We start from the raw sequence: 11,763 nt of genomic DNA, 5'->3' as shown, positions 1-11,763 counted from the left end.
TACGCCCGCCCTCCGACATCCCGGAGGGCTTGACGTCGTAGCACGGCCCGTCGCGTCGCGTCCCGACTGGAAATGCCGCGCCGATGGGAGTAACGCTAGAACGATGAGCGAGACATCCCCCTCGGCATCCGGCACACCCCGGCTCGCCGTCGACGACGTCGTCGTCGTCGACACGAAGCGCGTGCGCACCGCCATCGGCGGCACCGTCGTCGGCAACTTCATGGAGTGGTTCGACTTCGGTATCTACGGCTACCTCGCCGTGACCCTGACCGCCGTGTTCGCCTCCGACCTGCCCGACCCGTGGGGCCTGCTCGTCACGCTCCTCGGCTTCGCGATCTCGTTCCTCGTCCGCCCCTTCGGCGGTTTCGTGCTCGGCCCCCTCGGCGACCGGATCGGCCGGCAGAAGGTGCTGTTCCTCACGATGGCGATGATGGCCACGGCGACCGCGCTCATCGGCATCCTCCCCACCTCCGCGCAGATCGGCCTCTGGGCGATCGTGCCGCTGTACCTGCTGAAGATGGTCCAGGGCTTCTCCACCGGCGGGGAGTACGCCGGGGCGACGACGTACGTCTCGGAGTTCTCCCCCGACAAGCGGCGCGGATTCTGGTCGTCGTGGCTCGACGTGGGCTCCTACGTCGGCTTCGCCGCGGGCGCCTCCGCGGTGGCGATCACCACCGCCGTCACGACCTCGATCTCGGGCGAGAACGCGATGGTCGACTACGGCTGGCGCATCCCGTTCCTGCTCGCGGTGCCTCTCGGCATCGTCGCGATCTACTTCCGCCTGCGCATCCCGGAGACCCCGGCGTTCGAGCAGTCCGGGTCCACCGACATCGACGCCGACGACCCCATGGCCCGTCAGAACCTCCTCGGCATCGTCCGCCACCATTGGAAGCCCCTGCTGATCGGGATCGCCCTGGTCGCCGCCACCAACACCGCGGGCTATGCGCTGACGAGCTACATGCCGACGTACCTCGAGAAGGAGGTCGGGGTCTCGAACATCACCGCGGCGGTGGCCACGGTCCCCGTGCTGCTGGTGATGTCGGCGGCACTGCCGTTCATCGGGCGGTTGAGCGACCGGATCGGCCGGAGGCCCGTCTACGCGATCGCCGCGGGCTCGGCGTTGGTGCTGCTGGTACCGGCGTTCCTGATCATGCAGATCGGCGAGCTGTGGGCCGTGATGGTCGCCCTGTGCATGGCGGCGGTGCCGGTGGCGTTCTACGTCGCGATCTCGGCATCCGCTCTTCCCGCCCTCTTCCCGACCGCGTCGCGCTTCGGGGCGATGGCCGTGGCGTACAACGTCGCGGTGTCGTTGTTCGGCGGCACGACGCCGCTGTTCAGCCAGGCGCTCATCGACGCGACGGGCAACACGCTGATGCCGGCGTTCTACATCATGTTCTTCGCCGCGCTCGGGCTCGTCGCCCTGCTGGCGATGCGCGAGACCGCCCGACGGCCCCTGCTCGGCTCGATGCCCACCGTCGAGACGCCCGCCGAGGCCGAGGCTCTCGTCGAGCGCCAGGACCGCGATCCGCTCATCGACACCTCGACGATGCCGCTGGCGATCCGCCGCCCCTGAGCGCGACGGAAAGGGGGCGGATGCCGGTAGCTGCGGCATCCGCCCCCTTCGCGTCGTCGCGAGTCGCGGCGCCCGCCGCGCACAACCTCAGCGATCCGCACAACCTCAGCCCGACACCCCCACAACCGACTGAAGTCACGCGGATCGCGGAGCCGGCGCCCGCGCGGAACGCACCCCCGACCGGCTCAACGCCGCCGTCCGTTGCCGAACAGGCCGCGGATCACCCCGTTCACGATGCTCTTGGTGGCGCCGCGTCCGAGGAGGCCGTCGAGGCCCGCGGGGGGCGTACTCGTGCGGGCGCGCGGAGCGGCGGTGCTCTTGAGGATGCGCTCGTACTCCCGCTGCGCCTTCTTCTGCGCCTCGGCGTTCGCCTTGTCGATCGCGGCCTTCTGCTTGGCGTACTCGGCGGCGTCCGCGGCATCCTTTTTCGCCCGCTCCGCCGCGTTCTTCGCCTCGGTCGCGGCCTGCATGCGCGCGCCGAGCACCTCCCGCGCCGACTCGCGGTCGATGGGCGTGCCGTAGGTCGCGAAGAGAGGGGATGCCGACACCGCGGCCGCCATGGCATCGGCGGGGATGGGGGACATCGAGGCGCGGGGTGCGAAGATGCGCGTCCAGGCGACCGGGGTGGGGGCCCCGCGCTCGCTCATCACCGTGATGACGGCTTCGCCCGTGCCGAGCTCCTGGAGGACGCGTTCGAGGTCGTATCCGGAGTTCGGGTAGGTGCGCACCGAGGCTCTCAGAGCCGTGGCGTCGTCGGGCGTGAACGCGCGCAGGGCGTGCTGCACCCGTGAGCCGAGCTGGGCGAGCACATCGCCGGGTACGTCCTTCGGCGTCTGCGTGACGAAGAAGACGCCGACGCCCTTCGACCGGATCAATCGCACGGTCTGCGTGATCGCCTCGAGGAACGCCTTCGACGCGTCGCGGAACAGCAGATGGGCCTCGTCGAAGAAGAACACGAGCTTGGGCTTGTCGAGGTCGCCCACCTCCGGCAGCGCCTCGTAGAGCTCGGCGAGCAGGTACATGAGGAACGTCGAGTACAGCTCCGGCCGCGCCGCCACGTTCGGGATCTCGAGCAGGCTCACGATGCCCGCTCCGGCGGCATCCGTCCGCAGGAACACGGACACGTCGAGCTCGGGTTCGCCGAAGAACGTGTCGGCGCCGACGGCGGCGAACGCCACCAGCTCGCGCAGGATCACGCCCGCCGTGGCCGCGGAGAGCCCGCCGATGCCCTTGAGCTCCGCCTTGCCCTCGTCGCTCGTGAGGTGTGTCAGCACGGCGCGCAGGTCCGACAGGTCGACCAGCGCCAGACCCTTCTCGTCGGCGTAGTGGAAGACCAGGCCCAGGCTGGACTCCTGCGTCGGGTTGAGTCCGAGCACGCGGCTCAGCAGGAGCGGCCCGAAGCCCGAGACCGTGGCGCGCACCGGGATGCCCGAACCCACATCGTCGCCGAGGGCGAAGAACTCCGTCGGGAACGACCGGGCCGACCAGTCCTGGCCGAGGGCGGCGGTCCGGGCGAGGAGCTTCTCGCTCGAGGAGCCCGCCGCCGCCAGACCCGAGAGGTCGCCCTTGATGTCAGCTGCGAACACGGGCACGCCGTTCTCCGACAACTGCTCGGCCAGCAGCTGCAGCGTGCGCGTCTTGCCGGTACCCGTCGCTCCCGCCACGAGGCCGTGACGGTTGGTCATCGCCAGCGGGATGCGGACGGGAACGGATGCCACGGGCCCGCCGTTCACGAGCACGCCCAGGTCGAGGGCGGGTCCTGTGGCGGCGTATCCCGCGGCGATCGTCGCGACCTGTTCGTCGGTGAGCGGCGCATCGGGACCGGATGCCGCGGGCGCGGGCGCGGGCGACGAGACGGGCGCCGCGGGAGCGGGCTCACCGGACTCGCGCGTGTCTCCCGCTCCGGAGGTCGGGGCCACCGGTGCGCCGGCACCACCCTCGCCCGGCGCAGCCGCTCGCGCGCGTGCGGTGGCCGCGGCCGCCTCGGCGGCGGCGAGATCGGCGCGGGCACGAGCGAGACGCAGCTCCGCCTCGGCGGCCTCCGCCTCGGCCCGCAACCGGGCCACCTCGGCATCGGCCGCGGAAGCAGCGGTGGGCAGGTCGTCGCCGGGGGCCGTCATGCGCGTCAGCCTACGACGACGGGGGCTGCTCGGCATCCGTCGATCGCGATTCGACCGCGACCGCTCTGCGCGCACGCCGCAGGGCGAGCCGGTCCTCGTCGCGCTCGCGCAGACGCGAGAACACCGCGGCCAGGACGAGGGCGGCGCCGGCTCCCACGAGAGCGCCGCCGACGGTGTCCGACAGCCAGTGCGCGTGGAGGTACGTGCGGCTGAAGGCCATCAGGAGGACCCACGCCATCCCCACCACGCGCACCCAGGCGCGGGGGAAGAGCATCGCGGCGACGACCGCGATCGTCGCCGCGTTCGCGGTGTGCCCCGAGGGGAAGGAGCCGTAGTCGCTGACGATGAGGACGTCCTCCGGGCGCGCGCGACCGAAGGTGTGCTTGAGCAGCTGGACGAGCAGGGCGCTCCCCGCCGAGGCGGCGAGGAAGTACAGCGCAGACCATCGTCGCCGGAGGAGGAAGAGGGCGGCCGCCCCCGCCAGGGGCACGATCAGCACCGCCGTGAGATGACCGCCGACCTCGTCCATGACGCGAGCGAAGATGTACACCGGCTCCGACGGCGCCGCCGCGAAGAGCTGGTTCCACCACACGTCGATCGCGAAGGGGCTCGGCCCGCGGAAGAACACCCAGGCGCCGAGTCCGCACGCGAGGGCGATGAGCACGACCCCCACGACGGCTCGGAACCGCTGCGGGCGCGGGTCGAGCACGAGAAGTGCCGGGGAGTCGTCCATCGCCTCATCATTCCGCCTCCGGCCCGCCAGCGGAACGACCGCCGCCGCACGAACGGTCGCGGCGGCGGCTCTGCTAGTGTTCGCCGGCGCCTCAGGGCGCGAGACGCTCCACCGTGCGCGGGCGCACCAGGGTCCACAGCGCGACGACGCCGATCACGGCACAGCCGACCATGACGCTCGCCATGGTCGTCGCCGTGATGCCCGAGCCGGTCGCGAGCAGGCCCACGAGCGGCGAGATGATGCCGGCGACGCCGAAGTTCGCCGCGCCGATGATCGACTGCGCCGTGCCCGCGGCCTTGCCGTGCCGGTCGAGAGCCAGCACCTGGGCGCAGGGGAAGGTGAAGCCGCACGCCGTCATGAAGAAGAACAGCGGCACGACGGTGCCCCACAGCCCCAGGCCCAGCTGATCGGTCAGCACGATGGTGCCGCCGGCGAGCACGAGCACCGCGGTCGACACCGCGAGCACCCACTGCGGACCGAAGCGCGCCGCCAGGCGCGACGCGACCTGCACGCCGACGACCACGCCGATCGAGTTGACCGCGAACAGCACGCCGTACTGCTGCGGGTTGAAGCCGTACGTCACCTGGAACAGGAACGAGGATGCCGAGAGGTAGGAGAACAGGCCGCTGAAGGCCATCGCGCCGATCACGAGCACGCCGATGAAGACGCGATCGCGGAACACGCTGCCGTAGCGCTGCCACACCGTGGTCGCGCCGGGGCCGCCGCGCCGGGCCGGGGGGAGCGTCTCGGGGACGAAGACGATCGCCGAGACGAGCATGACCGCGCCGTAGACGGCGAGCACGACGAAGATGCCGCGCCAGTTCATCACCAGCAGCAGCGCCGAACCCGCCAGCGGCGCGAGCACGGGCGCGACACCCGAGACCATCGCCATGCGCGAGAGCATGACCACGAGTCGTCGGCCGCCGAACAGGTCGCGGATGATCGCCGCGGCGACCACACCACCGGCCGCCGCCCCGGCACCCATGAGCACGCGGGCGATCGACAGGGTCTCGAGCGTGGGCGCGAGAGCCGCGAACACGCTCGCGGCCACGTGCAGCGCCGTCACCGACAGCAGCGGGATGCGCCGACCGACCTTGTCGCTGAGCGGACCGACGATCAGCTGACCCAGCGCGAAACCGATCATCGTCCCGGTGAGGGTGAGCTGGATGGCGGCCGCGCTCGTCTGGAAGTCGGCCTCGAGCGTCGGGAACGCCGGGAGGTACAGGTCGATCGTGAACGGGCCGAGGGCCGTCAGCGCGCCGAGCAGCACGATGTACAGAAGACGACGCGACGCGGGGATGGCGTCACCCGGGTGCAGGACGATCGGGGCCGTCGCGGGGTTTGTGCCGAGCGCGCGGATGGCGCCGGTGTTCGGCTGCGCGGTGCGGCCGGAGGAGGGGATCACGGGGTGGGAGGCAGTATCGAGCACGCGTCTGATTTCGTTTCGCAACACGGACAGCCCGACGATGTCGGGCTGGAAAAGTGGGGGGATCATCGAACCTCGAATCGATTCGACCTCGTCATACTATCGCGACTCCCCCGCGCCTCACCATCCCGGCTCGGGGTTTCCTCCCAGGTCACCCACTCATTCACCCGAATAGGCTGGACGCGTCGGCCATCGCCGATGTGTCCCCCGCGAAGAGAGACAGAACACAGCGCATGACCTCCCCCTCCGACAAGCGAGCCAGCGGCAACCCCGCCAAGCAGGCCGAGATCGAGCTCACCCTCAAGCAGCAGCGTGAGCAGAAGCGCCAGGAGAAGCTGGCCGCCTACCAGAAGCAGATCGCCCGCCGGCGGCGGAGCAAAGCCGTGTGGTGGGTCGTCGGCTCCGTGGCATCCCTCGCCGTCATCGGCCTGGTCGTCGCCTCGTTCGTCTTCGCGCCGGCCCCCGCTCCCAGCTACCAGGCGGGCAGCTCCACCGGCGACGTCCCCGAGGGCGTGCAGACGTTCGAGAACCGCTCCGACCACGTGCAGGGCGCCGTCACCTACGAGCAGAACCCCCCGGCCGGCGGACCGCACAACCCCTACTGGCTCAACTGCGGCGTCTACACCGAGCCCCAGCAGAACGAGAACGCGGTGCACTCGCTCGAGCACGGCGCGATCTGGATCACGTACGACCCGGCACGCGTCGACGAGGCCGGCGTCGACGCCCTGAAGGCGGTCATGCCCTCCAGCTACGCGATCCTGTCGCCCTACCCCGACATGGACACCCCGGTCGCCGTCAGCGGGTGGAACCACCAGCTCAAGGTCGACGACCCGACCGACCCCCGCATCGCGGACTTCTTCACCGAGTTCTGGCGCAGCCAGAACGTCCCCGAGCCGAACGCGTCGTGCTCCGGCGCCGTCGACGGCCCGGGCAAGGCCTGACGTGAGCGACGACGCTCCCACCGCGCGACCCGCGGTCCGATGGGTCGTCGTCGCGTTCGTCACCGTCGCCGTCGTGGCCGTCGCCTTCGCGATCGGGCGCTTCACCGCGTTCGGCGCGACGGCCGCGCCGGCGCACCCCTCCGACACGTCGGCGGATGCCGGCTTCGCCCGCGACATGCAGGTGCATCACACCCAGGCGGTGCTGATGGCGATGGAGATCTACCGCAAGACCGCCGACGACGAACTGCGCACGCTGTCGTACGACATCGCGACGACGCAGGCGGGCCAACGCGGCGAGATGTACGGCTGGCTGGTCGAGTGGGGCCTGCCCCAGGCCTCGTCGCAACCGTTGATGACGTGGATGGAGAAGTCCGGCGCGCACAGCCACGGCGACACCGCCACGCTGTCGCAGGAGCAGCTGCTGTCGGAGATGGGCATGGCCACCGACGCCCAGGTCGACCAGCTGCGCGCGCTCGAAGGGCAGCCGGCCGACTGCCTCTTCCTCGATCTCATGATCCGTCACCACGAGGGCGCGATCCCCATGGCCCAGGCCGTCATCGAGCTCGGCGACGAGCCCAGAGTCGCGGAGGTCGCCGGGACGATCGTCAGCGGTCAGACCGCCGAGCTCGACGCGATGCGCGACATCCAGTCGCGGCTGTCCTGCAGCGCCTGACGCCCGCGCGCGCCCCTCGTTCCGGATGCCGCGCCCCGGCGGCGCCATTCCCTTTCGGCTATCCCCCTCCTCGACGGGAGCGGCTGCCCCTCGCGTTCCGTGCCGACCACGGGGCCCCACGCCCTCCGGCGCCGGCCCCTCTCCGCCGCCGCCGCCATCCCGGCATCCGACCCCCCATCGCGCCACCATCCCGGCATCCGGCCCCTCACCGGCGCCATCGTCCCGGCATCCGCCCCCCTCCGGCGCCCGCTTCTCCGGCGCCGCCCCTCCTGAATCCGCTGCCCCGGCACACGCGAAGGGGCGCGACACCCTCACGGATGCCGCACCCCTTCGTCGTCTCGGGCTCAGCCCTTCGTGGCACCCGCCAGCAGGCCGCGCACGAAGAAGCGCTGCAGCAGGAAGAACACGATCAGCGGGACGAGGATCGAGATGAACGTTCCCGCCGACTGCAGGAACCACTGGTCGCCCCACGTCCCCGACAGCGAGTTCAACGATTGCGTCAACGGCAACGACGACGACGGGGCGAAGATCGTCGCGACCAGCAGGTCGTTCCAGACCCAGATGAACTCCAGCACCGCGAACGACGCCAGCGCGGGAGCCGCGAGCGGCAGGATCAGGCGGAAGAAGATCTGCCCGTGACCGGCACCGTCGACGCGTGCGGCCTCGATGACCTCGCCCGGGATCTCGGCGATGAAGTTGTGCAGCAGGAAGATCGCCAGCGGCATCGCGAAGATCACGTGCGCGATCCAGACGGTGGCGAAGCTGTGCTCCACGCCGCGCAGATCGAACCCGGGGAAGATCGTCACCTCGTTGATCGTCAGACCGCGCGAGAACAGGCTGAGCAGCGGCACGAGAGCCATCTGCAGCGGCACGATCTGCAACGCGAAGATGAAGATGAAGAAGAAGTTGCGTCCCTTGAAGTCGATCCATGCGAAGGCGTACGCGATGAGCGAGGCGATCGCGAGGGCGAACAGCACGACCGGGATCGTGATCGCGAGCGAGTTGAGGAACGACTGCGCGAGCGTGAGCGCCGTGCCGCCCGAGGTCAGGGCCAGTCGGTAGTTCTCCAGCGTGAACGACGGGTCGGTGAACACCGTCCACCATCCGGTGGACTGCGTGTCGGCGCCGGGTCGGAACGAGGTGATGAACAAGCCGAAGGTCGGGATCGTCCAGAAGAAGGCGATCACGATCGCCGCGATCGTCGCCCCCTTGGAGGTGAGGCGCTTGCGCGCCATCGCCTCGTGGCGGCGCGTGTCACGGGCGACCTGACGGGCCGAGCGCGTGTCGGTGGTGGGCTCGATCACCACGGTGGAGATCGTCATCGCACTTCCCTCTGCTTCCGGATCTGGCGGACGTTGAAGATGATCAGCGGCAGCACGAAGAGGAACAGCACGACCGCGAGCGCCGCGGAGTGTCCGTAGCTCTGGAATCGCTGCTGCTGGTTGACCATCTCGAAGGCGAGGACGGTCGAGTCGTTTCGTCCGCCGGTCATGACGGCGACGATGTCGTAGATCTTCAGGGCGCCGATCGCGATCGTGGTCAGCACCACGATGAGCGACGAGCGGATGCCGGGAACGGTGACGTTGATGAAACGCTCCCAGGCGCTGGCGCCGTCGAGCTCGGCGGCCTCGTTCTGCTCCGGCGGCACCGCCTTGATGGCGGCCGACAGGATGACCATGGCCAAACCCGTCTGGCTCCAGATGAAGACCACGACCAGGAGCAGGGTGTTGATCAGCGGGGACGCGGACAGCCACGAGATCGGCTGTCCTCCGAAGGCCGTGACGATCGCGTTCAGCACACCCAGCTGGTCGCCCTGACGGAAGTCGTAGACGAACTTCCAGATGATGCCGGCGCCGACGAAGGAGATCGCGAACGGCATGAAGATGAGCACCTTGAGGTACTTCTCGCCCGCGGCACGGTCGATGAAGACGGCGTAGGCGAGTCCGATCGCGGTGGCGATCGTCGGGGCGAGGAGCACCCAGATCAGGGTGTTGATCACCGACCAGAAGCCCTCGGGGTTGGTGAAGGTCCAGATGTAGTTCTCGAAGCCGACGAAATTCTCGCCCGTCTTGTCGAAGAACGACTGGAAGAACGTCGTGATCGCGGGGTAGACCAGGCCCAGCAGCAGCAGGATCGCCGCGGGAGCGGCGAAGAGCACGAGCTGGAAGAGGTACCCGGCGCCCTGGCGCGAGCGGTAGTCGGCGTAGAAGAGCACCGCGCCCAGGAGCACGGCGATGCCGAGCACGTAGATCACGGCGTTCTGGTACGGACGCAGGAGCATGAAGGCGATCACGGGGATGGCGAAGCACGCCACCAGCCGCAGCCAGAAGTAGCCCTTGCCCGAGCGCGGCGCGTACTCGATCAGGAGGAGGAGCAGGCCGACCACGGCGCCGAAGGCCACGATAACGAGCGGGATCTGGACGATCGGGCTCAGCCCGCCCAGCCAGATGAAGAAGCTGTTCAGCGAGAAGCCGAGGGTGGTCGGGCGCGTCTCCGCCGGCGCGCGCGTGACCATGAAGAGGAAGAGCGCCACCACGAGGATGAGGCCCACCAGGACCACGAGCAGAGTGGTCCGCTGTCTGTTCGCGGACCGGCGCGAGGGGGCGGGCTCGGCCCGTCCGCTCGGCGGCGACGCCGCTGGCGTCGTCTCCGCGTTCTTGATATCGGTCATGACGTCCCTCCCGAACACGCCTTCGTGCTCATCGTCGAATGCCCGGATGGTGCGTCGGGCGGATCAAAAGTATGGACCCGATGGGCCGCCCGCGTCACGCGGACGACCCATCGGGATAGCCGGGTCAGTTGTCGTAACCGGCCTGGATGTCGCTGAGCACCTGGTCGGTCGGGGTGCCGTCGATCCAGCTGACCATGCCCTTCCAGAACGATCCCGAACCCACCGTGGCCGGCATGAGGTCGGAGGCGTCGAAGCGGACCGTCGTGTTGGGGTCCTGCAGCGTCTTCATCGCCTCGGTCAGGAACTCGCTGGATGCGAGCGTCGGGTCGGCGCCCTTGTTGGCGGAGATCACGCCGCCGAGCTTGACGCGGGCGTCGGCGAACTCGGGCGTCGACATGTACTCGACGACCTTCTGCACGTTCTCGTCGTCGGAGAAGGCCGTGACGAACTCGCCACCACCCTCGACCGCGAGCTCACCCTCGGTGACACCGGGGGTCAGGAACGCGTAGACGTCGCCGTCGGGGGCGATCGTCGGCGTCTCGCCCGCGGCGTTGGTGACCGTGAGGAAGTTGGCCGACAGGAACGACGCCTGGTGGGTCATCGGGCAGCTGCCGTCGGCGACCTTGGCGGCGACGTCGGCGAAGGCGGTCGAGTTGATGCTGCTGACGTCGCCGAAGCCGGCGTTGACGTAGGAGGGGTTGAGGAGGATGTCGCCCACCGCGTCGAAGGCCTGCTTGATCTGCGGGTCGGTGAACTTCACCTCGTTGGCGACCCACTGGTCGTACACGTCGGGGCCGGACAGGCGCAGGACCATGTCCTCGACCCAGTCGGTTCCCGGCCAGCCGGAGGCCGCGTCGGACGCGAAGCCCGCGCACCAGGGGGCGGCACCGGTCTTCTGCTGGATGGTCGCGGTCAGCGTCATGAGCTCGTCGAGCGTCTTGGGAACCTCGACGCCCCACTCCTTGAACTTGGCCGGCGAGTACCAGACGTAGCCCTTGAGGTTGGCGAGCATGGGGGCGGCGTAGAAGGTGCCGTCCTCGGTGCCGTACGACTTCCAGTCCTCGCCCCAGTACTCGTCGACGTTGGACGAGACGGCGTCGGACGCCTTCTGCACCTCGCCGGTGCCGATGAGGGTCTTGAGCAGACCCGGCTGGGGGACGATCGCGATGTCGGGGGCGTCGCCGCCGGACACCTTCGTGACGATGTTGCCCTCGAAGCTCTTGTCACCGGTGTAGACGACCTTGATGCCGGTGTCCTGGGTGAACTGCTCGAAGCTCTGGTTCAGCGCGTCGGCCTCGGTACCGGTGATGCCGCCCGAGATGCGGACGGTGGTCTCGCCCCCGGAGCCACTTCCGCTTCCGCCCCCGCTGCTGTCGCCTTCCGCACAGCCCGCGAGCGCGATCGCACCGACCGCCAGCAGGCCGAGGGGCGCCAGCACGCGAGTCCGCTGTGACATACCCATGTGGTTCTCCTCTTTGAGTTCTGTGGTGCACCGGATCCCGTCGGGAACCGATTCCAGGCAACCGTAGAGGCAAACCACAAGACTTGCAACACGCGTCAGGTCACGAACCGGTAACTAGCGGAATGACGCGGAACTCCCCGACGCACGACGCAAGGAACCGGTTC

General features: G+C 69.5%; 9 protein-coding genes. 3 read left to right on the top strand and 6 right to left on the bottom strand.

The window, feature by feature from the left end; all coding sequences use genetic code 11:
• The first annotated feature begins 103 nt into the window (after positions 1-103).
• Positions 104-1,573, top strand: a complete 1,470-nt coding sequence (locus Q9R20_RS10175; protein ID WP_311249233.1) for an MFS transporter — start codon at positions 104-106, stop codon at positions 1,571-1,573.
• 185 nt (positions 1,574-1,758) lie between these two features.
• Here the strand turns inward: Q9R20_RS10175 and Q9R20_RS10170 are convergent, their stop codons facing one another.
• The 3 genes from Q9R20_RS10170 to Q9R20_RS10160 all read right to left on the bottom strand — a co-directional run bounded on the left by Q9R20_RS10170 (position 1,759) and on the right by Q9R20_RS10160 (position 5,855).
• Entirely contained in the window at positions 1,759-3,693 is a 1,935-nt protein-coding gene (locus Q9R20_RS10170) for a helicase HerA-like domain-containing protein (protein WP_311249232.1), read from the bottom strand.
• A gap of 10 nt (positions 3,694-3,703) precedes the next feature.
• Entirely contained in the window at positions 3,704-4,426 is a 723-nt protein-coding gene (locus Q9R20_RS10165) for a phosphatase PAP2 family protein (RefSeq protein ID WP_311249231.1), read from the bottom strand.
• Between the two features lie 91 nt (positions 4,427-4,517).
• Positions 4,518-5,855 (bottom strand): multidrug effflux MFS transporter, encoded by a 1,338-nt coding sequence (locus Q9R20_RS10160; RefSeq protein WP_311249230.1) that lies wholly within the window; start codon positions 5,853-5,855, stop codon positions 4,518-4,520.
• Between the two features lie 230 nt (positions 5,856-6,085).
• On the opposite strand from Q9R20_RS10160, the gene Q9R20_RS10155 reads away from it, so the two are divergent.
• Both Q9R20_RS10155 and Q9R20_RS10150 read left to right on the top strand, forming a co-directional pair.
• Complete coding sequence (locus Q9R20_RS10155) at positions 6,086-6,793, top strand: DUF3105 domain-containing protein (RefSeq protein WP_311249229.1); 708 nt, start codon at positions 6,086-6,088, stop codon at positions 6,791-6,793.
• Position 6,794: 1 nt separating this feature from the next.
• Positions 6,795-7,466, top strand: a complete 672-nt coding sequence (locus Q9R20_RS10150) for a DUF305 domain-containing protein (RefSeq protein WP_311249228.1) — start codon at positions 6,795-6,797, stop codon at positions 7,464-7,466.
• A 344-nt stretch (positions 7,467-7,810) separates the two neighbouring features.
• Here Q9R20_RS10150 and Q9R20_RS10145 read toward each other — a convergent pair whose 3' ends face one another.
• The 3 genes from Q9R20_RS10145 to Q9R20_RS10135 all read right to left on the bottom strand — a co-directional run bounded on the left by Q9R20_RS10145 (position 7,811) and on the right by Q9R20_RS10135 (position 11,599).
• Positions 7,811-8,788, bottom strand: a complete 978-nt coding sequence (locus Q9R20_RS10145; protein WP_311249227.1) for a carbohydrate ABC transporter permease — start codon at positions 8,786-8,788, stop codon at positions 7,811-7,813.
• Positions 8,785-10,137: a sugar ABC transporter permease gene (locus tag Q9R20_RS10140; protein ID WP_311249226.1), complete on the bottom strand. Its 1,353-nt coding sequence runs from the start codon at positions 10,135-10,137 to the stop codon at positions 8,785-8,787. The genes Q9R20_RS10145 and Q9R20_RS10140 overlap by 4 nt, the downstream gene beginning before the upstream one ends.
• Before the next feature lie 124 nt (positions 10,138-10,261).
• A complete protein-coding gene (locus Q9R20_RS10135) occupies positions 10,262-11,599 on the bottom strand; it encodes an extracellular solute-binding protein (protein ID WP_311249225.1) in 1,338 nt (445 codons plus the stop codon).
• Positions 11,600-11,763 lie beyond the last annotated feature (164 nt).

This window comes from Microbacterium sp. PRF11 (assembly GCF_031844085.1).
In the GTDB taxonomy this organism is placed as follows: Bacteria; Actinomycetota; Actinomycetes; order Actinomycetales; family Microbacteriaceae; genus Microbacterium.
This window is presented reverse-complemented; position numbering and strand designations above follow the sequence as displayed.